General features: G+C 37.5%; 21 protein-coding genes, 2 pseudogenes and 1 riboswitch. Of the genes and pseudogenes, 7 read left to right on the top strand and 16 right to left on the bottom strand.

What is annotated here, in order from left to right:
* Positions 1–3 precede the first annotated feature (3 nt).
* Positions 4–1,329 (bottom strand): xylose isomerase, encoded by a 1,326-nt coding sequence (gene xylA / locus ACE1TG_RS10670; RefSeq protein WP_375052369.1) that lies wholly within the window; start codon positions 1,327–1,329, stop codon positions 4–6.
* 257 nt (positions 1,330–1,586) lie between these two features.
* Here xylA and ACE1TG_RS10665 point away from each other — a divergent pair, with 257 nt between their 5' ends.
* On the top strand, positions 1,587–2,210 hold the full coding sequence (locus ACE1TG_RS10665; protein ID WP_375052368.1) for a YesL family protein: 624 nt from the start codon (positions 1,587–1,589) through the stop codon (positions 2,208–2,210).
* 61 nt (positions 2,211–2,271) lie between these two features.
* Here the strand turns inward: ACE1TG_RS10665 and ACE1TG_RS10660 are convergent, their stop codons facing one another.
* The 4 genes from ACE1TG_RS10660 to ACE1TG_RS10645 form a co-directional block, all read right to left on the bottom strand.
* Complete coding sequence (locus ACE1TG_RS10660) at positions 2,272–3,879, bottom strand: glycoside hydrolase family 43 protein (protein ID WP_375052367.1); 1,608 nt, start codon at positions 3,877–3,879, stop codon at positions 2,272–2,274.
* A gap of 29 nt (positions 3,880–3,908) precedes the next feature.
* The gene (locus ACE1TG_RS10655) at positions 3,909–4,730 is read right to left on the bottom strand and encodes a carbohydrate ABC transporter permease (protein WP_375052366.1); all 822 of its coding nucleotides are present in this window, start codon (positions 4,728–4,730) and stop codon (positions 3,909–3,911) included.
* 15 nt (positions 4,731–4,745) lie between these two features.
* Positions 4,746–5,624: a carbohydrate ABC transporter permease gene (locus tag ACE1TG_RS10650; protein ID WP_375052365.1), complete on the bottom strand. Its 879-nt coding sequence runs from the start codon at positions 5,622–5,624 to the stop codon at positions 4,746–4,748.
* 440 nt (positions 5,625–6,064) lie between these two features.
* Positions 6,065–7,384 (bottom strand): extracellular solute-binding protein, encoded by a 1,320-nt coding sequence (locus tag ACE1TG_RS10645; protein ID WP_375052364.1) that lies wholly within the window; start codon positions 7,382–7,384, stop codon positions 6,065–6,067.
* Positions 7,385–7,625: 241 nt separating this feature from the next.
* Here ACE1TG_RS10645 and ACE1TG_RS10640 point away from each other — a divergent pair, with 241 nt between their 5' ends.
* Positions 7,626–8,831: an ROK family protein gene (locus tag ACE1TG_RS10640; RefSeq protein ID WP_375052363.1), complete on the top strand. Its 1,206-nt coding sequence runs from the start codon at positions 7,626–7,628 to the stop codon at positions 8,829–8,831.
* Between the two features lie 53 nt (positions 8,832–8,884).
* Here the strand turns inward: ACE1TG_RS10640 and ACE1TG_RS10635 are convergent, their stop codons facing one another.
* The 9 genes and pseudogenes from ACE1TG_RS10635 to ACE1TG_RS10595 all read right to left on the bottom strand — a co-directional run.
* Positions 8,885–9,886 (bottom strand): Gfo/Idh/MocA family protein, encoded by a 1,002-nt coding sequence (locus ACE1TG_RS10635; protein ID WP_375052362.1) that lies wholly within the window; start codon positions 9,884–9,886, stop codon positions 8,885–8,887.
* A 151-nt stretch (positions 9,887–10,037) separates the two neighbouring features.
* Entirely contained in the window at positions 10,038–10,658 is a 621-nt protein-coding gene (locus ACE1TG_RS10630) for an AEC family transporter (protein WP_375052458.1), read from the bottom strand.
* Between the two features lie 83 nt (positions 10,659–10,741).
* Positions 10,742–10,951, bottom strand: a pseudogene (locus ACE1TG_RS10625) (AEC family transporter); the annotation flags it as partial.
* A 221-nt stretch (positions 10,952–11,172) separates the two neighbouring features.
* A complete protein-coding gene (locus ACE1TG_RS10620; protein ID WP_375052361.1) occupies positions 11,173–11,856 on the bottom strand; it encodes a copper homeostasis protein CutC in 684 nt (227 codons plus the stop codon).
* Positions 11,857–11,906: 50 nt separating this feature from the next.
* Positions 11,907–12,779: an NAD(P)-dependent oxidoreductase gene (locus tag ACE1TG_RS10615; RefSeq protein ID WP_375052360.1), complete on the bottom strand. Its 873-nt coding sequence runs from the start codon at positions 12,777–12,779 to the stop codon at positions 11,907–11,909.
* Between the two features lie 161 nt (positions 12,780–12,940).
* Positions 12,941–13,651, bottom strand: coding sequence for an FAD-dependent oxidoreductase (locus ACE1TG_RS10610; protein ID WP_375052359.1), 711 nt, complete (start codon positions 13,649–13,651; stop codon positions 12,941–12,943).
* 165 nt (positions 13,652–13,816) lie between these two features.
* The gene (locus ACE1TG_RS10605; RefSeq protein ID WP_375052358.1) at positions 13,817–14,821 is read right to left on the bottom strand and encodes an NADP-dependent oxidoreductase; all 1,005 of its coding nucleotides are present in this window, start codon (positions 14,819–14,821) and stop codon (positions 13,817–13,819) included.
* Positions 14,822–14,938: 117 nt separating this feature from the next.
* Complete coding sequence (locus ACE1TG_RS10600; protein WP_375052455.1) at positions 14,939–15,673, bottom strand: SDR family oxidoreductase; 735 nt, start codon at positions 15,671–15,673, stop codon at positions 14,939–14,941.
* Between the two features lie 321 nt (positions 15,674–15,994).
* A pseudogene (locus ACE1TG_RS10595) lies at positions 15,995–16,186 on the bottom strand (methionine ABC transporter ATP-binding protein); the annotation flags it as partial.
* A riboswitch (SAM riboswitch) is annotated at positions 16,182–16,278 on the bottom strand. It overlaps the preceding pseudogene by 5 nt.
* A gap of 193 nt (positions 16,279–16,471) precedes the next feature.
* On the opposite strand from ACE1TG_RS10595, the gene htpX reads away from it, so the two are divergent.
* The gene (htpX, locus tag ACE1TG_RS10590; RefSeq protein ID WP_375052357.1) at positions 16,472–17,386 is read left to right on the top strand and encodes a protease HtpX; all 915 of its coding nucleotides are present in this window, start codon (positions 16,472–16,474) and stop codon (positions 17,384–17,386) included.
* A gap of 381 nt (positions 17,387–17,767) precedes the next feature.
* Entirely contained in the window at positions 17,768–18,187 is a 420-nt protein-coding gene (locus ACE1TG_RS10585) for a hypothetical protein (RefSeq protein WP_375052356.1), read from the top strand.
* A 65-nt stretch (positions 18,188–18,252) separates the two neighbouring features.
* Here the strand turns inward: ACE1TG_RS10585 and ACE1TG_RS10580 are convergent, their stop codons facing one another.
* The gene (locus tag ACE1TG_RS10580) at positions 18,253–18,594 is read right to left on the bottom strand and encodes an ASCH domain-containing protein (RefSeq protein ID WP_375052355.1); all 342 of its coding nucleotides are present in this window, start codon (positions 18,592–18,594) and stop codon (positions 18,253–18,255) included.
* 223 nt (positions 18,595–18,817) lie between these two features.
* Here ACE1TG_RS10580 and ACE1TG_RS10575 point away from each other — a divergent pair, with 223 nt between their 5' ends.
* The 3 genes from ACE1TG_RS10575 to ACE1TG_RS10565 are packed head-to-tail and all read left to right on the top strand — an operon-like array spanning position 18,818 to position 22,733.
* Positions 18,818–19,810 (top strand): glycosyltransferase family 2 protein, encoded by a 993-nt coding sequence (locus ACE1TG_RS10575; protein ID WP_375052354.1) that lies wholly within the window; start codon positions 18,818–18,820, stop codon positions 19,808–19,810.
* Between the two features lie 28 nt (positions 19,811–19,838).
* A complete protein-coding gene (locus ACE1TG_RS10570) occupies positions 19,839–20,132 on the top strand; it encodes a GtrA family protein (RefSeq protein ID WP_375052454.1) in 294 nt (97 codons plus the stop codon).
* Positions 20,133–20,144: 12 nt separating this feature from the next.
* On the top strand, positions 20,145–22,733 hold the full coding sequence (locus ACE1TG_RS10565) for a YfhO family protein (RefSeq protein ID WP_375052353.1): 2,589 nt from the start codon (positions 20,145–20,147) through the stop codon (positions 22,731–22,733).
* A gap of 77 nt (positions 22,734–22,810) precedes the next feature.
* Here ACE1TG_RS10565 and ACE1TG_RS10560 read toward each other — a convergent pair whose 3' ends face one another.
* Positions 22,811–23,464 (bottom strand): hypothetical protein, encoded by a 654-nt coding sequence (locus ACE1TG_RS10560; RefSeq protein ID WP_375052352.1) that lies wholly within the window; start codon positions 23,462–23,464, stop codon positions 22,811–22,813.
* Positions 23,465–23,681 lie beyond the last annotated feature (217 nt).

The raw sequence follows: 23,681 nt of genomic DNA, 5'->3' as shown, positions 1-23,681 counted from the left end.
GCATTACTCCCCAGCATAAGCTTTTAGTAAATATTGATTTAGCGTCGCCTTAATTTGTTCCAGACGTCCGGATTGATGGTTGATTTCAGTTAATCCTAAAGCATGATCCTCCAGCTTATGAAAATCAGTTTTCCCTTCAACAACATCCAAACCGATACCTTCCTTATAGCTGCTATATCTGTTTTCAACAATATCCTCAAGAACGTTATCATCTATTAGTTTTTGCGCTACTTTTAACCCGACTGCGAAGCTATCCATTCCAGCTATATGAGCATGGAATAAATCCTCCGCTTCAAATGAGCCTCTTCTGACTTTCGCATCAAAATTTAAGCCGCCACGGCCGAGACCGCCATTTTTAATAATTTCATACATTGCTAATGTTGTAGCATGCAAATCTGTCGGGAATTCATCTGTATCCCAGCCTAACAATGGATGCCCTTGGTTCGCGTCAACTGAGCCTAACATATTATTAATCCGTGCATAATGAAGTTCGTGTTCAAATGTATGCCCGGCCAGTGTTGCATGATTTGCTTCAATATTAAACTTAAAATGGTCCTGAAGACCGTAATTTTGTAAAAAGGCAAATCCACTGGCTACATCGAAATCATATTGATGTGTGGTCGGTTCTTTTGGCTTAGGCTCGATTAAAAATTGAGCATCAAAACCTATCTCTTTTGCATAATCAACAGCCATATGGAAAAACCTTCCTAAGTTATCCATTTCCAATTTCATATCTGTGTTAAGAAGCGTTTCATAGCCTTCACGTCCACCCCAGAAGACATAATTTTCTGCTCCCAATTCTTTACCTATTTCCAATCCTTTTTTAACTTTTGCAGCCGAATATGCAAATACATCTGCATTATTTGATGAAGCTGCTCCATGAATAAAACGCGGGTGTGTAAAATTATTCGCTGTATTCCAAAGTAATTTAGTCTTACTATCCTTCATATAGCCCTTCATCAGGTCAACAATTGTATCCAGATTCTTATTCGTTTCTCTAAGATTGCTTCCCTCAGGAGCAATATCTACATCATGGAAACAAAAATATGGTACATTCAGTTTTTCAAAAAATTCAAAGGCAGCTTCTAATCTAGCTTTAGCTAAATCCATCCCTTTATAGTTATCCCATGGCCGAACCATCGTACCTGCACCGAATGGATCGGAACCATCCATTGTAAATGTATGCCAATAGGCAACCCCAAAACGAAGGTATTCCTCTACCGTTTTATCTCCTATTTTTTCTTTTGGATTATAAAACTTAAATGCGAATGGATTAGTAGAATTCGCTCCTTCGTATTTTATCTGCTCAATATCTTTAAAAAATGTCATTATCATAACCTCCCAATAATTTATAATGTTTTAAATGAAGAGTTTGAAATCGCATACATCAAACAGTCTAAATTTAAACTTCGTCAGTATGTATGTTTTACGTTAATGTAACTGCTTACATAAAAGTATACCAACCAAAAGTTAGTTTGTCTATCACATGAACAAAGTTTATAATAAACATAGCTAACCTTCTTCCCATGAAGAAATGATTAATTTATAATGGACCACATGGAACATCCCAAAAGGAGGATTCCCCCTTGAATAGTACAAGTGGCTTTATTTATAGTGTATTAGAATGGATCACAAGATTTGCTTACGTAAATTTGCTCTGGATAGTGTTCACCTTAACTGGTGGTATAGTTTTAGGTATCTTCCCTGCTACAGTATCCTTGTTCGCCGTGATAAGAAAATGGCTTTACGGCGAAGCAGACATTCCAGTTTTTAAATCATTCTGGAATTTTTATAAGAAGGATTTTATAAAAAGTAATTTACTTGGTCTGTTTATAAGCGGGTTAGTCATACTTATAGGAATTGACTTTTTATTTATAGAGGTAAATGTAAACGATTTACTAAGATTAGCGTATTTACCTTTGTATATATTTATGTTCCTGTTTCTATTATTCTTTTTCTACATCTTCCCGGCATTTGTTCATTATGATTTAAAATTGCCGAAAGTAATCAAAAATGCTTTTCTTGTAATGTTAATTTCCCCGATTCATAGTTTACTAATTATTATTAGCCTCATATCCATTTATTTTATTATAGAGGCAGTGCCTGCATTGGCTTTTATATTCGGTGCGAGCACTTATGCATTTATAACGATGTGGCTTTGTCTTAATGCTTTTTCAATAGTTGAAAGAAAGGGAAAACGCGCAAAATAAGGAAAAGAGAAACCAGCGACTCTCCTACAAGAGTTAAGCTGAAATTTTCTCTTCCTGCAGATTATTTTTCCTTGTAAATAAAGTAATCGAAATCAGCATGCTTGCTTCGGCCAGATGTATCCTGGCACTGCATGCCAACAAATGCGCCTGTAAAAAATCCTCCACCTTGAATATAATCATCTGACAACTTGTAGGATGGAAACTGGATCGGGATAACTGTCCAATTTTCTCCGTCAAACGAATAAGAATACTCGTAAATGTTTGTCTGTACATTTACTCGGAGGTACACATATTTCATATCATCTGGGATAACAATTTCTTTACCTTTAAGCGGATGATCAAATGTAAAGTTATCACAGGTCATAAGCTCTAGTATTCTACCATTCTCCTCATGCCAAGAGACCTGCAATGATGTCCAGTTTTGCGTATTATAATAATTTACTAAACCTGCAGATTGCTGAAAAGTAACTGGATTGAATGCTACTTTTGTCTCTGCAGTAAATTCAAAGTGCTGCCACCGTCTAGCTACATATGCTTGCGTAAATTTTGATGATAATGATTCTTTTCCATATAAACGTAAATGACCGGGGTTGTCGTTTAGCGAGACAATCTCTTCCCCTAATGGAACACGTAATGTCTGAAAATGAGGATTTAATGTAACGGAATTAAAGTCATCTTTTTCAGGATAATCTTTTTTCCATTTAACTTGTTCTATAGCAGGACCTTCAATTTCAAGGGATGGCTGATTCCCGCCAACGACATATGGCCAATCATTTTTCCATTCCAGTCGCTGAATTGCCGTTTCTCTGCCTAGCGGACAGAATCCACGTGGATCCAGCAATGGTTGCGCTTCTCTTGGCAAAGGTCTTCCTGTTAAATGAACTAAAAACCACTCATCAGTGTGCGTTTTAACCATCGAAGCATGCCCTGATTTCTGCAATTTATTTCTTGGATATGACCAAGAAGTAATCAATGGATTATCAGGATGAACTTGATACGGCCCTCTTATATCCTTTGAACGTGCAATTGTAGCTTGGTGATCAAATTTTGTACCACCTTCAGCAGTTAACAGGTAGTAATATCCATTTATTTTATATAAATGAGGCGCTTCAGTTAGTTTAATATCTGTTCCTTTAAAAATAACTTCTGCTTTTCCAACAAGCTTTTGTTCATTGGCATCATATTCCTGAAGCACAATACCATAGAAATTATGATTTCCTGAACGATGATCCCAAAGCATATTTGTTAGGTATTTTTTTCCATCGTCATCATGAAATAAAGATGGATCAAATCCTGAACTGTTTAAGTGGATCGGCTCTGACCAGTCACCATCAATCATCTCACATGTGACGAGATAATTGTGACTGTCTTTCCAATTCCCGTCTGTTACTTTGACATCCGTATAAATAAGCCAGAATTTCCCATCACTATAGGAAAGCGCTGGCGCCCATATGCCTCCTGAATCGGGGTTACCCATCATATTAAGCTGACTCAGCCGGTTAAGCGGTCTTGAAATTAACCGCCAATTCTTCAGATCCTTTGAGTGATAAATTCCTACTCCAGGGAACCATTCAAATGTAGAAACAGCAATATAATAATCTTCTCCGGCACGACAAATACTTGGATCCGGGTTAAACCCTGTTAATATTGGATTTCGAATAATAGCCATTAAATCCACCTCTACCTCTCTATATTTATTTATCCTTTTACTGCACTCGCTGAGATCCCTTCAACAATTTTGTTACTGAAGAAGAAAAATGCGATTAAAATCGGTACAATACTAATAACAAGTGTTGCTCCGATCGCACCCCAGTCAGTCATATATTGCCCAACAAAGTTTTGTATGCCGACCGTAAGTGTCTTATACTTGTCTGAGCTAATAAAGGTATTCACGAATACAAATTCATTCCAATTGTAAATCATGTTTATGATGACCGTTGTTGACATTACCGGTATTGTCATCGGTATGATAATACGGAAAAACAGTCGGTTAATAGAGCAGCCATCGATAATTGCAGCTTCCTCAATTTCACGTGGCAACGTGTAATAAAAACCTAACAGTATCATCATCGTTATTGGAAGATTATAAGCAGTATAGGTAATAATAATTGATAATGGGTTATCAATTAAATTCACAGTCAGGAACATTTTAAATAGCGGGATCAGGGCCGAATGAATTGGTATCATCAAACCGACCATAAATAACCCCAAGACCAGCGAACTGAGCTTCCATCGCATCCGTGTGATAGCAAAGGTAGCCATACTCGCCAATAAAACAGTCAGGAAAATGGCCACTACCGTATACCAAACACTATTGAAAAAATAGATTCCTATATCACTTTGCCAAACTTTAATATAGTTCTCCCATTTAGGATCCTGCGGGAGGGCGAGTGGAGATCCTCCAAAAATTTCCCTGGTATCCTTTAACGAAAATAGAACTAGCCATACCAATGGAAAAATTTGAAAGACAGCTACTACTCCTAGACAAAAATAAAGAATTAAATATCCGACTCGATTCATGTATTTAACCTCCTTCTAGTACTGCACTTCATCATCAGTAGCTGTTAACTTCCGGATGAATACAGTAACAATAAGTGTAATGATCAGTAATAAGAAGCCGATTGCACTTCCGTAGCCAAAGTCAGAAACTGAAAATGCTAATTTATACATATAAGAGGCCATAACCTCACTTGCTCCACTCGGACCTCCGCCAGTCATAACATAAATTAAATCAAAATATTTTAATGACCCGACAATAGCCAATACAATTGTTACCTTTATAACCCCCATGATAAGCGGCAATTTTACTTTATAGGCTATCTGAATCGGAGAAGCTCCATCAATTTTGGCTGCCTCAATGAGTGAATCAGGGATATTTTTAAGAGCAGCGTAGTAGATCAATATATAGAAACCTGCATACTGCCATAAGATAGGTATAAAGATCGCATACAGTACAACATCAGGATTTCCCAGCCAAACTGGGGGATTATCTATACCTATTGATCCTAAAATACTGTTCAAAATGCCATTCGCTGGGTTGTAAATCTTTATCCATAGTTGAGCAATAGCTACAGAGGATAAAAGCATTGGTATTAAGTATATTTTCCTAAGAAGGCCAGCACCTTTTATCTTCGAGGCCAAAATAAGAGATATTGCTAGGTAAATTATTAAACTCAGTGTAGAAAAGCCTGCCAGTAAGAAGGAATGCAGTGCACTTTCCCAAAACTTTTCATCTTGTACAGCATTAATATAATTTTCCAGACCAATAAATTGCATCTCACCAATGCCATCCCACTCCATTAAGCCGTAATAACCTGTAAGAATTAATGGTATGTAGATTAATACTGCAATCAAAAGAAGTGCAGGAAGGATATATAATGCAATCATTAGCTTGTTAGACATAACCTTATTCAAAACATTCACCCCCAAAAGATTGTATATAAGGCACTAAAACTTTGATGTAAGCCTCATATATTTCACCAATTTCCATTGTAACCGTTTTCTTTTTTTGCTTTTAAAAAAACTTTAATAAGTACTGTCCTTACTTACTAAAGTGCAATTTTAGAATATCAAAATATCATCTGTTTGTCTAGTGGATAAACAAAGTTTATATCAGTTTAGTTAAAATCAGTATATATGTAAACTAGCAGTAATAGAATCGCAGATTACCAGTTACCCTGTTTATTCACTTAGAAAACTTGGCTTATCACCTAGCCTTAATGGTGAAAGCCTTAGTTGCACTTATGCAGTAAGAAAATATTTATACTTTCTTATCTGCCAAAAAACAAGGCTGCCGAGTTTTATATCGACAGCCTGTGAACATACAATTAAATGCTTTGTCCTATACTTATATTCTATTCCCCTTCAGCAAGCGCTTCTTCTTGTAGTTCGGTAAACTTCTCCGGTGTTATTTCCCCGCCAAATAATGATTGAATTGCGTCCAGGTGAACCTGTGCTACATCAGGATCCATTTGAACATCTGCGAAAAGCGTAATATTCTCTGCTGCGCTTAATTCATCCAATACATTAATATACATTTCAGGAAGGTCAACAGAACTTGTATCCACTTTAGTTGCCGGTATAACGCCAGCCTCTGTTACAGCCTGTTGTCCCCATTTTTCAACAAAGTAAGAAGCAAATTCTTTAGATTCCGATTTAACCTCAGAATTTTCTGCTACAAATAAGCCCACTCCTGGTCCACCAACCCAGCTGTTCAAACTTCCTTGACCATCAACAGTTGGGAAGTTAAAGAAACCAACCGAATCTCTAAACTCTTGTGGGACATCTTCGTTTGTAGTGTAATTAGGCAGATCCCATGAGCCGATTAAATACATTGCCGCTTGCCCATTCATAAACAGGCTTTTTGCCTCCTGGTCAGCAAGGGCATTATACCCTTCATTAAATGCATTCATATCTGTTAGGTTTTGTATCTCTTCAGCTGCTTTTACAAGAGCAGGATCTTCAAACGAGCCGGAACGATTAATTGCATTAGTTAAAGTTTCTGCACCACCAATACGGTCAGCAAGGTACATGTACCATAGTGAACCAGTCCATCGATCCTTGTTTCCTAACGCAATAGGCGCAATATCATTCTTTCGTAATGTATCAACAACGTTTTTGAATTCTTCATATGTCTTCGGAACTTCCAAACCATTCTCTTCAAATATTGCCTTATTATAGAAAATAGGTGCGATATTTAATTCCAATGGAAGTCCATATGTGTTTCCATCGATTGCATATGCTTCAGTTGTTCCAGGTACAAAGTTTTCCTGTAATCCACTGTCTAGCACATCATTTAAAGGGGCAAACATTTCTCCTTCAACATAAGGCTTTAAAAATCCTGCCGCCCATGTCATCCCTACATCCGGTAGTTCTCCTGAAGCAGAAAGCACCTTCAGTTTTTCCTTGTATTGTTCATTACCTAAAATTTCCAATTCAACTTTGACACCAGGGTTATCCTCTTCGTACTGACTTACAATTTTATTTACAATTTCGTAGTGGTCTTTTGAACTTCCTTCTGGCCATAAATGCATAAACTCAATCGTCTTTTCAGCACCCTCAGCTTTATCACTACCGCTATCTTCTTCTCCGCCTTCATCTCCAGAACAAGCTGCAAACACCAACATAACTAAAGCCAGTAAAGCAAACAAAAATACTGATTTCTTCTTCAACATATTTATACCCCCTCGTTTATTGTAAACGCTTTCTGAATTCCATGTGTATAGAATAGCAAATAAATCATCGTTTGTCTACTGAATAAACAAAGTTTATAATAATAGTTAGCTGTCGATAATAGTTAATATAAAGGTTACACTTTTTATAACTGGCTTGAATGGTGTTATACTAATAAAAAACGTTCTAAGTGAAGGAAGCGTAATATAATTAATATCAAGGGAAAAGGAGAACACGGTAATCATGGGAATAAATCAAACATGGAATCAATTCGTCGTTAAAAAAGGAAACAAATCATTAGTGCTTCATACAATTAAAGTTAACTCACCGAGCTCACGTGCAGATGTTGCTCATAAAACTGGGCTTAATAAAGGAACTGTTTCGTCTTTAGTAAATGAACTCCTTCAGGAAAAGCTGATTACCGAGTCAGGCCCAGGACAATCAAGTGGTGGCAGAAGACCTGTCATGCTACATTTCAACCAAATTGCCGGGTTCTCTATTGGTATAGATTTAGGTGTTAATTATTTACTTGGAACTTTAACCGATCTGCAAGGAAACATTTGCGATGAAAAAAAAATTTACTATAGCCAATTGTCGTATGAGGAAATAGAAAAACGGCTAATTGAAGTGATAGATTATTTATCCGATTCCACACCCGAAAGTCCATATGGAATTGTTGGAATTGGTATAGGCGTACCAGGGACGGTAAGTACCAACGGAGAGGTATTATTAGCACCAAATTTAGGCTGGAAAAATGTAGACTTAAAAACAATAATAGAAGAAAAATATGATGTACCTGTTACGATTGAAAACGAAGCAAATGCTGGTGCATACGGAGAAAAGAAATTTGGCGTAGGCGTAGGGGAAAACGCAGATAATATAATCTATATTAGTGCAGGCATTGGAATTGGAGTAGGCCTAATCCTAAACGGGAAACTATTTAAAGGCAGTAAAGGTTTTTCAGGTGAATTAGGGCACATGACAATCCAAGCTAACGGACTTAAATGCCGTTGTGGTAATGAGGGATGCTGGGAATTATACGCATCTGAACAAGCCTTATTGAATGAAGCTAAACAATTGGGAATAAAGCCAAAAGAAAATGATGAACTAACACTCGAGGATGTTAACGAACTAGCAGAGATCAACAATCCGGATGCTATTAAGCTATTCGAAAAGATTGGGGATTACTTGGGAATCGGTGTGAACAATATTATAAACATCTTTAACCCAGACCAGATCATTATCGGTAATAGGATAGCAACATCTGAAAAATGGCTTAAGAAAACCTTGGAAAATAGAATGAAAACCCATACGTTATGGTATCAGCATAGTGATTTAAATATTTATTTTTCGGAATTGAACATCCACTCTACTGCACTTGGAGTTGCTGCTATAACTGCAGAGAAATTTTTAAATGTAAATTTCGAAAAAAAGGCACTAGAAGCATAAAAGTAATAGGTAACCCTAATTTGTTAAAACTGCGACAAATTAGGGTTATAAATTTATGATAAATTAATTAAACAACCTCTTTCGATTGATTCATAGCAAGCATCAATCACACGCATGTTATTTATTGTATTATCAAAATCATGATACAACTCTTTTTTTCCATCTATAATCGCCTGTGATATATGCTCCACCTGGCCCCGATATTGATCGCAATTTACTGTTTCAGTTCGTTGAACACCAGCCTTCTCAACAACCACTAACCCATCACCACCATTATTATCAGGACGATATGCTCTTGGAACTGTAATACGCCCTTCTGTTCCAATCACTTCATATTCACTCCGGTGTGCCATATTAAAGCTAGAGTCAAATATTGCTCGTACTCCATTTGGAAATGTCATATATCCAACTGCATCAGTTTCCACGCCATACTTAGAGTCAACTACACCATGCACATGAACACTATCCGGTTCAGCTCGAAGTATATTCCTAATCGAATGAATACCATAACACCCGATATCATAAATACTTCCGCCTCCCTTTTGACTACTCATGCGGATATTATTTTCTTTCCCGGCAAGGAAAAACGAGAAAGCAGCACGCATTAATTTCACTTCACCAATTTCACCAGAATCAATTATCTCTTTCACACGATTGTGCTGTGAATGGAAATGATACATAAATGCTTCCATGAAAAGAACCCCATATTCCTCACAAACCTTTTTCATTTCCATAACATCATCAGCATTAATTGCTGCTGGCTTTTCACATAAAATGTGCTTCCCCTTTTTAGCAGCCTCCATTACCCACTGTTTATGCAGGTGGTTTGGTAACGGAATATAAACAGCGTCAATATTCGGATCATCCAATAGTTTGTCATAGTCATCATATGTATACGGGATATCGAACTTTTTCGCTATCGTTTCAGCTTTCTTAATGTCACTCCCACTAGCTATGGCAGTCACCTCAGCATTTCCAGAGCGCAAGAAAGCAGGTATAAGTGCTTTTTGTGCGATGTTTGCAGTGCTTAAAACTCCCCAACGGACTTTAGCCATAAAAACTCCTCCTATTTGAATAGTTGTAATCTTTTCTTAATTATACATGAAATTTTCTCGGCAACAAAAGTGTTCAAATGTCGAAAAACCGGACAATTTGTCATTTCCCGGGAAATAACAAGAAGATTGTTGTTTAATGGAAATCTAGTAATCAACTAATGATATTCATCAGAATCCATAATAAAAAGAAGGTAATCAGGATCGTCAAATTGGATACAGTTCCGATAAACCTTTGGTCATAGTTAAATTCAACAGAATAAGGCAAAACCGACACTGATACTGGCAACATCAGACCAATAAGGACAGTATATTTAAACATATCATCATAAGGTAATATATAAAAGAGTGATATACCGACAGTTAAGCCAAGTACGTACCTAATGGTCAAAACTTTCATAATGAGTGTATAGTAACGTTTATCAAACTTAAAATTTAAATAAATACCTAGTAACAGAAATGATAAAGGCATGTTTGCAACGGAAACTATCTCGGAAACATTTATTACCATTTCTGGAAGCTGAACACTTATTATATTCAATCCACAAACAGTAATATAAGTCATTAATGGGATTGAACCCGTCAACTTCCTCATGATTACACCTAGACTAAGCTCTGCCTTATCGGATGAATAATAGCTGCCAATTAGATATAGTAGACCAAACACGATAAATGCATTACCAACATCAAACATCCCGAAATATTTAATACCTTCTCTTCCCCAGATCCCTTCAACGAGCGGATATGCAAACAGACCAATATTAAAGCCTGGCACACCAGCATTCCAAGCATACCTTTATTTTCTCTGCTTTCCTTTTTAAATATAATAATAGATACAAAAGCTGAAAGTAGTCCATAACAAAAGGCTATACCTATAAGAAGAAATAAGGAAGATTCAATCTTAATGTCACTAAAAGATACAATAATTAATGCCGGAAGAGTCAGATTGAATATTATTCTCGCTAAACCTTCTCCATCCTTTTCCTTTATTATATTAAATCGTTTTAGTGTATAACCCAGTGCTATGATTATTACGGCATACAAAAATTGCTCATTAAAGCCAGACATTATGTAGTTCACCCTTCGTTATGTATGTTTGTTTTTGAAATTCTAATACAAAAATAAATAAGCCCCCACAACCCGAGCCAATAATATTAGCTTATCATACAATCTTGGCAGGTAGTTGGGAGACCTAATTTTATAGAAATTTTCATGCATCCAATACGGAGAATTCAACCAGCTGCGGAGAGTTTCCAAAAACTGAGTAGTGGCAGGCATCTAAAACAATGTTAACCCTTTAACTTCTCCTCAACCTCCCTCATCACCTCCGGATCAAAGCCATTTTTAAATGAGTTACCCATTCGCACTGATTTCCCAAAATGATATTGAGTAGCACCAACAAATTCATGAATTCCCTTGATATTTGCAGGGGTAAGTCCTGAACCTGGCATGATGACAGGCCCATTTCCCTTTTCTACAAGTTCCAGGAGCTGTTGTTTTCCTGCTTCAGCATTTGCTTTACCACCTGACGTTAGGATTCGCTTCACATTCTGCTGGTATTCAGCCAGCGTTTCATATGCAGTTTGCAGGAATGGCACTTCGTCAAATGCACGGTGAAAAGTGATATCCAGCCTAGGATAAAGCCGGATAAGTTCCTCCAGCATAGTCGTATTAATCGTAAGGTCCTGATTTAAAGCCCCAAAAACAATGCGATTACAGCCAAGTTTTTGAATGACGTCGATATCTTCACGAATAATCATCAAATCCTCATCTGTATAACTAAAATGATAGCTATGTGGACGGACCATAACCTGCACAGGAATGGCAACACTCTCCAGTACTTGCTTGATTGTTCCATAACTCGGAGTCAAACCACCCTCCTGCATAGCAGAAACGAGTTCTAGCCGATTTGCTCCAAGCTTCTCAGCCTGCACTGCTTCCTGTCCATTTTGTACAATTACTTCTATTTTCATCAGTTCACCAGCCTTTATTATGTATTGTCTTGGCAGTTACAAGCATCTCGTTATTGGAATAATTTTATTAATGCTTGTGTTCCGCTGTCGTTTTCTCCTTTTTCGGCAAGTTCTTTGTATAGTTCCAGTGAAAGGGAAAGCCCTGGTGTGGAGAGGCCCATTTCTTGTGCCGACTCCAGCGCGATGGTCATATCTTTGATAAAATGCTTTACATAAAATCCTGGTTCGAAATCACCTGCTAACATCCGTGGGGCTAGCTTTGATAAAGAAAAACTGCCTGCTGCACCGGTTGTAATGCTATCCAGAACACGGGAAGGATCAAGCCCTGACTTTTTGGCATAGGCTATCGCCTCACAAACTCCAATCATATTCGATGCAATGGCAATTTGGTTTACTAATTTCGTATGCTGCCCTGCACCGGCTTTTCCTTGTAAAATGATATTCTCTCCAAGTACATCAAAAATAGGGGAAACTTCATTAAATACATGCTGTTCACCGCCAGCCATTATAGCAAGTGTTCCATTTTTAGCACCAACATCACCGCCAGATACCGGCGCATCTAATACATGGATATTTTTCTCCGCTGCTTGTTGGCTGATGTAAATGGCAAGTGCTGGTTTGGATGTAGTCATATCAACAATATATGAACCAGACCTGGCATTTTCAATAATTCCGTCTTCCCCAAAATAAATACTTTCCACGTCTGACGGATAACCTACCATAGTAATTATAACGTCAGATGTCTGAGCTAACTGAGCAACAGAATTTTTCCAGTTAGCACCATTGTCCAATAGTTCCTGTGCTTTCTCCTTTGTCCGGGTATAGAGATTGATGGAATACCCTGCCTTTTGCAGATTTAACGTCATACTTTTCCCCATTACGCCTGTTCCAATAACACCAATAATTGACTGCTTTGAAAGCATAACTTCTCACACCTCTCCTTTTCTTAACTGTTTCCATTATATTAGAAAACCTGGATTATCACCACGTTCAAAGGTTAAGGCTGCTTTCACTTTTTTCAGTATTGCGAACAAATTACAATAAAAAGTTCTGACCAACAAGGACAGAACTTTTTACTACTCGTTTAATATCCTGGAAATTCTTCAGTAATGATATTATCATCTTTCACCCCAGTCTCAAGCAGCATCTCTCGCATATCCCATACCATGCCGCCTGGACCAGACAAATAATAAATTGGCATTTTTACATCTGAAATATACTTTTTAAGCATATCAGCATCTATGTGACCACTTTCTCCATTCCACTTTGAGTCAGCTCGAGTCATTACTGGAACAAATGTAAAGTTATCATTTTCCTCTGCAAATGCTTCTAAATCATTCAAAAATGGTGCGTCATCAGGTGTCTTATTCGAATACAGCAACGTCATGTCATGCGCTGAATTATTAATGGTTGCCTGGGCAATCATGCTACGTACTGGAGTGATGCCAATACCTCCAATAATAAATACGGCAGGTGTTGATTCCGTTTTATGCAGGGAAAAATCGCCATATGGACCATTGAATTCAACCTCAGCTCTCTCCGGTAAATCCTTTAATACCTTCTTGTAAGCAGAATCACGTATTCTTGTAGCGATAGCTAATTTATTTTCAGCTGGTGCGAACACAAATGAAAAATCTCTTGAGTTTCCTTTTTCATCTGTCTCACTCGGTTCGATTAAATTAAACTCACCAAATTGTCCTGCCTTAAACTCAACTCCCTCAGGCTTTTCCCAGTGAAATAGCATCGTGTCATTCGCAATAACTTCCTTTTTAATTAATTTAATCGTATTAGACACATTATTCAGCTCCCTTCCATCTCAATCAAACAATCTATTTAGCTTTACCCAATATAACTAAATTTCAATCCAAAGCGTCGTGCCTGTCACTCCCCGGTTTTTGTCATTATATGTCGAACCAAAACTGAAAAGGATGCGCTCCATAACGGAAACGCACCCCTCGACTTATTCTATATCGGATACTTTTACAATTGCTTTGCCTACGTTTGCACCTTGAAATAAATCAAGAAATGCATCAATTGTATTCTCGAATCCTTCTGTGATTGTTTCTTCGTACTGAATTTTTCCTGCCTGCAGCCATCCTGCTAATGCTTCAGATCCTTCTTTAAAACGGGAAGCATAATCACCGACAGTGAAACCTTGCATTAATGCGCTTGATTTAATCAGATAGCTTTGAACACGTAATCCTATATCGGCCTCCTTGTTATTATAGGCAGAAATCGCCCCGCAAACAGGAATACGCGCAAATTTATTCAATAATGGAAGAACGGCGTCACCGATTTCCCCGCCAACATTTTCATAATAAACATCAATTCCGTTAGGACACGCTTTTGCTAATGCCGTTTTAATGTCTTCTGTTTTATAATTAATCACAGCATCAAATCTGAGTTCATTTTTAAGGTATGCTATTTTTTCATCTGAACCAGCAATACCAACGACATGGGCACCTTTAATTTTTGCAATCTGACCTACAACAGAACCAACAGCACCAGCTGCTCCTGATACAACAACCGTTTCACCTTCTTTAGGATCTGCAATATCAAGCAACCCGAAATAAGCTGTTAGACCTGTCATTCCTAACACGCTTAAATAAGCTGACGCTGGGGCAAGATTCGTATCAATTTTTCGTACCATAGATTCCTTCACAACTGAATACTCCTGCCATCCCAAAGCCCCTGTTACAACATCACTTTTCTCAAAATGTGAAGACTTCGATTCCACAACCTGCCCAATCACCGCACTTGTAATAACGGAGTCTAATTCAAACGGTGGGACATAAGACTTCACATTATTCATTCTTCCTCTTAAATAAGGATCAACCGATATGTAATTCGTGCGTATAAGCACTTCACCCTCAGCAGGCTCTCCAATCGGTACTTCAGCAAATTCAAAATCGTCTTTTGTCGGTGTTCCTGACGGTCTATTTATAAGTTTAATTTGTTGTTGCAATATGAGTCATCCTTTCCTGATTATCAACTTTATATTATCCAAATAGTAACATGCATGCAGATATTTTAAGGAAGCTGCCATCCCTTAAAAGGCTGACAGCTAATCCAGATTTATTATTTACCCTTGATTGTTAGGGCGAACAATCACTTCATTTACATCTACATTTTCCGGCTGGTTCACGGCATAAAATACAGCCTCAGCAATGTCCTCACTATTTAATGGCGTCATTGACCCAGCACTTTTTTTGAAATTAGAAAGAACTTCTTCATCCGTGATCGTTTCTGTAAGCTCCGTCTGAACTGCACCTGGAGAAATCGATGTCGTTCGAATGTTGCTTTGCGCCACTTCTTTTGCCAGTCCCTCCATCATAATACGAACTGCGAACTTAGTACCTGAATACACAGCACTGCTTGGAAAGACTTCATGTCCGGCGACAGAAGATGTGGTTAAAATATGGCCAGCGTTTTTCTCCAGCATATGCGGAAGTACTGCTGCTACACCATAAAGCACACCCTTGATGTTGACATCTACCATTCTGTCCCACTCATCTACCTTCAGGTTTTTCATAAAGGATAATGGCATTAACCCTGCATTATTGAATAGAACATCTATTTGACCGTATTCTTTTATGGTAAAATCAGCAAGTTCCTGCATTTGTTCTCTAGATGTAACATCCGTTTTCTTTATAGCAATGCTGCCATTATCAGAGCTGATTTTATTTTTGATTTCTTCTAATCGCTCTTCTCTACGTGCTGCAAGGACAACATTGGCACCTTCATTAGCAAACTTTTCGGCTGTTGCTTCACCAATGCCGCTGCTTGCACCCGTAACAACAATTGTTTTTCCTGTCATATTACCCACATAAATCACTCCATTATTTAGTCTGATACAATATTTTCCCCTGCTACCCTATTTTTAAACTAACCAATGTATAGACACTATTCATTGCATTTATGCTGTAAGAATCCACAACTGCCAAAAATAACGAGTACCACGCTTACGTGATACTCGATACTCGATAATAGACTTTATTTCATCCACTTCGGTTTGCCAAACCCTTTAAACTGTTCATCAATAATTCGCCCATTCTGCATCACAGCAAATCGCTGACATAATTTTTTGACAACCTCCATCTCCTACTACCCTACCTTTTCAGGCTACCTTATCAATTCCGGCAACCTTTAATGCGAACGCATCATTTTCAAAGACCGTTTTAGAAGCAACTAAGTAAAATCCCTGAAAAATCATCCCAATCGATTGTCTTGCTGTTCGCAAAGCTTTTGGAGGTAAGGTTAACAAATTCACACCGTCAACTAGGACAGCGCCTGAAGTCGGCCGTTCCAAAATGTTCATGCATCGAAGAACATCATTCTGCAGGAAGTAGTACGGCACCACACCTTTAAAGGTAGGTTGCTGTGACATCATAGAGCCTGTCCCTCCGTCACTCTGGATAAAATATTTATTTTTTTCGTTCCAAATATTTGTCAACAGAAAATTTTAACAGAGCAACTTACTTCTCTATCATCCTGATATCATGGTACACTGGAATCGTATATCTTGAGCAGTAAAAAAAGTACTGCATAAGTGCAAAAAAGGCACTCAACATTAAAGCTCGGTAAATGCCAAGTTTTCTAAAAATGGGGGAAATGTATGGGTAAACGAATATTACTTTTCATAATAACAAACATTCTGGTTTTAACGACGATTGTAATTGCCTGGTCGCTAATTACAACTTATACAGGGATTAGCGGTTCGTTTGAAAATAGCAGTGGTTATTTAGGAATTAATTATACATCATTAATGGTATTCAGCTTGCTGGTAGGTTTCATAGGATCGTTCTTTTCATTGGCAATATCACGCTGGATTGCTAAGAAAATGATGAAAGTTAAAGTGCTGGATCCAAATGATCAATTATCAGCACCTGAACGAGCTGTAGTTGAAAAAGTTCATCGACTTTCTCGAGCAGCTGGATTAGTCCATATGCCTGAGGTTGGGATTTATCAGTCTGGTGAAGTAAATGCATTTGCAACAGGCCCTACTAAGAAACGGTCGCTTGTTGCTGTTTCAGCTGGTCTATTGAATAACTTGGACGATAAAGCAGTTGAAGGTGTCATTGCTCATGAGGTAGCCCACGTATCTAATGGCGACATGGTAACCATGACATTATTACAGGGAATTGTTAACACATTTGTCGTCTTTTTCTCAAGGATTGCAGCAATTATTGCGTCACGATTTGTGCGTGAAGAAATGCAATTTGTCGTCCGTTTCGCGGCGATTATTATTTTCCAAATCTTATTCTCTATTCTTGGAAGTATTGTCGTCAGTGCCTACTCACGTCACCGGGAATATCATGCCGATCGTGGAGGCGCAGATCTGGCTGGTCGTGACAAAATGGCACATGCGTTGCGTTCATTGAAAAATAACGTAGGCCGAGCTAGTGTTAAGGATCGCACCGACGATTCAGCAATTCAGACAATGAAGATAAATGGAAAAAGCGGTCTAATCAAACTCTTCTCATCTCACCCTGATATTGATGAGAGAATAAAGCGATTAGAACAGCGCTAGCTTTAACCGGTGATCGATAAAATCGCATATAATTAGAGGGTACAAATCGCACGTGGGTTTGTACCCTTTTGTTTAGATAGCGATTGAACATCAGACGCAGGAAAGCAGCGTGAATCCTCATTCCGCTAATAGCAAGAAAAGCTGCTCCAACAGGGGTGAAGCGGATCCTCGTTCCGCTAAATGTACAAAATTAACCTAAAATGAGGGTTAAAATGATAAATAGCGGAATGAGGATCCTAAGCGAAGCCCAAAGTGAGGAATTTATAGTGAATAACGGAACGAGGATCCGTCCCTTAATTTTACTGTCATAATAGACCTAGAAATAAATGAATAACCTAGTAAATCTTGGGAAAGGTAGAAAAAACAAGGAGGCTCAAAACGATGAAAAAATTTCTGCTTTACATTGGGATATTTTCCATTATCGGATTAGTATTAGTCGGGTTTAATAACACGGAACAGCATTCTGATATGCGCGGAATGCATGAGCTAAGTAATAAGGAAGATATTTTAAGAGGTACCAACGAAGTGATCACCACTACAAAAGAATTAAAAAAGATTACAGAATCTGAAGAGTACAAAACCAGGGAAATTAACAAATTGGGGGAAGAAATTGAAAATAAATGGGACCGGATTGAAAAGAAAGTAGAAAGAGAGTACCCGGAAGATTACACAAATATCGAGAAAAGTCTCTATCCGTTAATTACAATGGCTAAAAAAGAAACACCCAACAAGAAACAGCTTCAGGGATTGTCCAACCAAACACTAGAAAAGCTAACAAACTTCAAGCACAAGATTGAATAGGAACAAAGGGGACAGGTTCATCGTCCCGCCCAAGCGGGACAGTGAAACCTGTCCCCTCTGTCCCGCTATTCTGCTGACTCGTACTCATGAACCCATACTTTCATATCGGGTTCCCATTTCATACCGGGGTGTATGGATAAGATAGCGTTCTTATATCCGTCTGCATTTTGATAGCCTTCCTGCATTGCATATTCATCTGTTATTTCTCCAAGTTTTTGTTCGTAGACATTTCGCACAATAAACGCTTGACCTTTTAGCGTCATGACCTCACCAACGTCTGCATAACGACCATTTCGGCGTGTTGCAGTTTTTTTGCCAGCGATTACTTTATCTATATCAGATTCAATTGTAACCAGCTTTTCAACTGTACATGTTTTTGGGGGTAAAACATTATTTTGTTCTGTCATTAAGTAGCCTCTCCTTTTATTTAGTATAAACGTTAAGAGATAACTAGGCTAATAATAATTCTAGGGACGCGAGACAAAGGGACTATCCCCTCGTTTCAAAACCGCCCACCGCCGGGCTGGGACAAGGTTCCTGGCCCCGATGTCCCACCCCTATAATAATTATTCCATTATTGTTCATACTAAGCTGTAAAATGCTACATAATAAAAGCAGGTGCATACATCTATGAATTCCCAACTCATTTCAATTATTATTCCTTCTTATAATGAAGCAAGTAACATTGAGCCTCTTTATCAGGCAATTGCTAATGAATTCGCCAGCATCAAATATGAATATGAACTTCTTTTTATTAATGATGGAAGTACAGATGACACATTAAATCGTATCAAACAGCTGGAATTAATCGATCGAAATGTGAAATATATCGATTTCACAAGAAATTTTGGCAAAGAAGTAGCACTCCTTGCAGGCTTTCAGCATGTTAAAGGAGAAGCCGTAATTGTCATGGACGCTGATTTACAGCACCCTTGCTCCTTAATTAAACCATTCTTACAAGGATATGAGGAAGGGTTCCATCAAGTCATCGCCCAGCGCAATCGAAAAGGAGATAGCCGGATACGGTCATACCTTTCCTCTCTCTATTACTGTATTGCTAACAAAGTCGTAGAAGTTGAACTTAAAGATGGAGCAGGAGACTTTAGGCTATTAAGCAGAAATGCAGTCGAAGCACTTCTGCTTTTAAATGAAGGTAACCGTTTTTCAAAAGGACTATTTTCCTGGATCGGATTAAATCAAAAAACGATTTATTATGAAAATGTAGCCCGGCAAAACGAAAAGCCCAAATGGTCAATCGCTAAGTTATTGAATTATGGTATTGACGGGGTCATTTCTTTTAACAATAGACCACTAAGAATTTGTTTTTATACTGGTGCTCTTATTTTACTCTTGTCTCTCACTTATATTTTTATTAACTTACTTTTTATTATGACTAATGGTATTACAGAACCCGGGTACTTCACCATTATATCTGCCGTTCTTTTTCTGGGGGGAGTTCAATTACTCTGCCTTGGTGTAATTGGAGAGTACATTGGAAGGATCTATTATGAAACCAAAAAACGCCCCCATTATTTAATACAGGAAACAAATATTTTAAAAGGAGAAAATCGTGAACGTAATCAGGCTAGAGTTTATAAGATTTATAATAGTGGGGATCATTAACACCCTAAATTATTATGGCATTTATTTGATGTTTAATTTAGTGCTTGGAATTAACTATATGGCATCCCATATTATTGGGTTTACGATTAGTTTAATTGTTTCCTTTTTTCTTAGCTCCTACTTCACATTTCAGGTAAAGCCGTCTTTAAAAAAATTCCTGCAATTCCCGCTAACTCAGCTTTTTAATATCAGCTTTTCATCCGTACTAATTTATTTATTTGTTGAGTATTTTTTTATTGATAGTACGATTGCTCCGATCGTGTCCCTATTTATTACTGTTCCTCTCACATTTTTGATAACGGGAAAAATTCTAAAGAAATAACGGAGAATACATATGCACAAAAAACGCGATCTTATTTTCCTTATAATCTCAAGCCTTATCGTTGCTGCGCTGGGTCACCTATTTTTTATATCAGAATGGTTTCAGGATAGATATATGGTAGGGCCGAATGATGGCTTACAGCAAATGGTTACATTTAAAAAACTTTTGTATGGGCAATATACCACTGGAAATTTCTTTTATTCCTATGAATTTGGTTTAGGCGGCGGTACGTACAGTCAATTGGCGTTTTACTTCTCCACATCATTTATGTTTATGTTAACAGCAGCTTTGGTTTATTTATTGCAAGCTGCACAGTTAGTCGGACCTGCTGATACATTATTTTGGGCGAATGCAGCTGTATTTGTCAGCATAGTTCGGCTGGCTATTATTATTGCGATAACAACTTACCTATTTCGTTATATGAAATGCAACTGGATGCCTGCTTTTACCGGGGCTGCTATCTATGGATTATCCGCCATCTATTTTCGCCATGCAACCTATTGGGAATTTTTTACGGATGCAATGCTATGGGTTCCAATACTTGTATTTGCTGTGGAAAAAATCATTCGTGAAGCACGAGGAGGCTGGTTCATTGGTGCTGTCGCAGTCACTCTCTTTAACAATTTTTACTTTGCGTATGTTAACTTGATTTTTATCCTGATTTATATCATTTTTCGTTGGAAAATTCAGTTGGAAGAGAATGAAACCAACCGACTGAGACAATTAAAAATGTACGTTGTCAGCGGAGTCCTCGGCTTAGGAATCAGTGCGGTTTCTTTTGTTCCTGCTGTTTATGGCTATTTGAATAATCATCGACCTCCATATAGCCAAGAAATTCCTCTATTTAATTGGGATAACATTTTATTTAACAGTCGATTCGTGATTATCCCTGCCCTTTTTTTAATACTACTCTTCCTATTCTCGTTATATAAGAACCGGACCTTTCGACTGTTTGCAGCGTTGAGCATTATATTTATACTTCTCCACTTCACTCCTATCGCAGCCAGCGCATTTAATGGATTTTCTGCACCTCAATATCGTTGGGAATATCTGCTTTCCTTTACAATAGGTGCTTGTGTAGCTTTTGGCTTAAAAGAGATAGATAAAATTAGCAAAAGGCAATTATCAAGGGCAAGCATTGTTGTAACTATTGTTTATCTTTTTACTATTTTTATGGATAAAAAAATAAGCATCATTTCTGAACTAAGTTTTGCAGTTTTAACTATGATGGTTATCACGATACTTTTGCTTTTTATGTTTATATTGGGAAAAGATCGAGTACGTCTTATTCTATTGTATACAGGACTTTTAATCATTCCTATTGTTTTTGCAAATGTGTTCCAATACGGGCTTTCTGTACCAGGAAAAGTAGATGAAGTTTCCAAAAATCATTTGCGAAGTGAAGATTATAATGGAGAAGAACAGCGACAAATTATTCAGCAGATTAAAGACCGTGAAACTGACCCATTCTATCGGATTGACTGGAAAGTTGGATCCTTTAATAATACTCCTATTGTACAAAATATTAATGGGATGAGTGTTTATGGAAGTATATTGAATAAGCACTTGCTATACTTTTACCTGTATGATCTAAACATTGACATGGGACGGGAAAGTGTTAGCCGGTATGCAACCCTTGGAAACCGCGCTAACTTATACAGCCTGCTTCAAGGAAAATATATGATCAGAGAAAAGGACAATAGCAGCCCTATTCCGTATGGATTCAACAAAATAATAGAATCAGAAAACTACATTGTATTACAAAATAAAAATATATTACCATTTGTACGTACAGCCAAAATGCTGTTCTCGGAACAAGAAATGAAACATACTTCAGTATTGGCAAGAGAATATGCCATGCTGGAAGGCGCGATTGTGCAGGACAAAAACAACGCTGCAATACCAAAAAAGCAGAATATAATTGATACAGCAGCTCTTGAAACAGTGAACGCCTCATATAATGACAATAAGCTCTCAGTTACAGATGACAAGGGTGGAATTAATATTTTAGTCGATGAAATTCACCCAGAAACAAAAGATTTTTATATTCGTTTTCATCTTGAAAACCTGGCAGCCGACCAAGGATTTACTTTAAAAGTGAATGATTATAAGACCACACGAAAGTCCAATCAGTCCGTTTACAAAACCTATGATGATAATTTGACCATTCGCGTTGCAAAGGCAGACAAAATCAAAATACGCTTGCCAAAAGGAGACTATATTTTAAAAGATCTAGCACTTTATCAGGAAAATTACTCAAAGTTGGAACAAGCGAAAAAACAAGCCACAGAAACGAAGAAGATAAACTGGCAAGATAACCGCATTACAATTACCTACAACAACCAGAATAATGACAATCTCATGATCCTGCCAATTCCCTATGAAAAAGGCTGGGAGGTAAAAGTAAACGATAAAAAGCAAGCAGTTAAGAAGGTTAATTACGCATTTGTTGGCTTTCCAATAGAAAAAGGAATAAACCATGTAAAGCTAATTTACTACCCACCATACTTTGGAACCGCACTAGTAATAACCCTCATAAGCCTCATACTATCTGTGGTGAGTTGGCGGAGAGCCAGAGGGAAAGGGCCCTTGTCACGCTAAAGCCGGAAATCCTGTACTGGGATAAGATTCCTGAGCCCAATGTCCCTCCCACCCAACTGGGACAAGGTTCCTGACCCCTATGTCGCGATGTTGCTTATTTTCCATTGTCCTTCTTGTTTGGTGAAGACAAATTCCATATCAAATATTCCGTGTAATTCGCTTTTGTGCTTTTGAACCAGTTTATATGTGGTTTCGTTTGATTTTTTTATAGTATAAGGTTCATCTTTGTTAAACATAGGATAGAGGTCTCTTGGAATCAGATACAGACTGCCATCTCCTTCATTTACGAAACCACTCCATATTGTTTGTGCCATATCTTTCGTCATAAAATCTGTAAATTGTTTATATAACTGCTCTTTTGTTTTTATCGTTTTAAATTTGTACCCAATATAGTCTTCATTAAATTTGTCATAATTTACATCAGACTTTATTCTTTCAAACATATTATTATAGTTGTCTAGAATCTTTAAAAAAGCTTTCTCTCTATCAGATTCATCTTCATTTTGACTTTGGTTTTCAGAGGTGTTGTTTTTAATTGTTTTCTTTGCATTATCACCGGAGCTGCCACTAGTTACACCTAAAAGTTCAGTAGACTTAACCTGCTCAGACGCACTTAGTGACTGTTGATGATCTTTTGGTGATTTTTCCATGCCGCTGCTGTTTTCTTCTGTTGTACCACAACCTGAGATCAGTAGCGTAAAAGCTACACTGATCATTAAAATGTGTTTCACAATAACACCCTCTCCATTAATTTCTATCTATTTAGACGAAATAGCATATGCAAATGTTTCATTTATATTACAAATTTCTCATCCTTTGTAATATTATTTCCACAATTATTTAAAATAACACCTTTGTTAAGAAGAGAGGTTATGGCACACTCACTCTCTATACTAATACAATCGAAACTCAGGTGAAAAAAGTGGCATCATAAAAAAATAAATATTT

Source organism: Virgibacillus sp. JSM 102003 (genome assembly GCF_041949995.1).
Taxonomy (GTDB): Bacteria; Bacillota; Bacilli; order Bacillales; family Amphibacillaceae; genus Lentibacillus.
The sequence above is the reverse complement of the archived record's forward strand: the minus strand, read 5'-3'. Positions and strand labels throughout refer to the sequence as shown.